The organism is Photobacterium chitinilyticum, assembly GCF_004104355.1.
GTDB lineage: Bacteria > Pseudomonadota > Gammaproteobacteria > Enterobacterales > Vibrionaceae > Photobacterium > Photobacterium chitinilyticum.
Genome location: NZ_RJLM01000268.1, coordinates 1 through 361 on the forward strand (window position 1 = coordinate 1; position 361 = coordinate 361).

1 protein-coding gene is annotated in these 361 nt (G+C 42.4%); it reads right to left on the bottom strand.

What is annotated here, in order from left to right:
- A partial coding sequence (locus EDI28_RS26680; RefSeq protein WP_199287528.1) for a D-alanyl-lipoteichoic acid biosynthesis protein DltD occupies positions 1-259 on the bottom strand: 259 nt, incomplete at its 3' end.
- Positions 260-361 lie beyond the last annotated feature (102 nt).

A 361-nucleotide genomic window follows, 5' to 3' on the forward strand; every position in this document is an offset into this window, starting at 1 on the left:
CTAATACCGCAGGATGAGCACCGTCAAAACGAAGCCATTCACTAGAGCCAAAGAAGGGAACAAAACGCACATTTGGATCAGATAGTGCTCTGACTTTTTGACTTCGCTCCTTAAAACTATCGATAGTAGTAGCCACTGCTGAACGCTTTTCAGCTCCTAGATTATGATGCATCTCAGTAGGATAAAAGAAAATGAGCAGAAAAACCAACAAACCAGCGATCAAGACCGGTCCGAAGATCATCCATAAGCGTTTAAGCATTTTGTAGCTCCACAATACCAGCTATGATTTTATTAGCTGTATTCCAGTCGTCACGACCAAACTCTGTTACAGGGACACGAATGTCAAAACGGTTCTCAATCT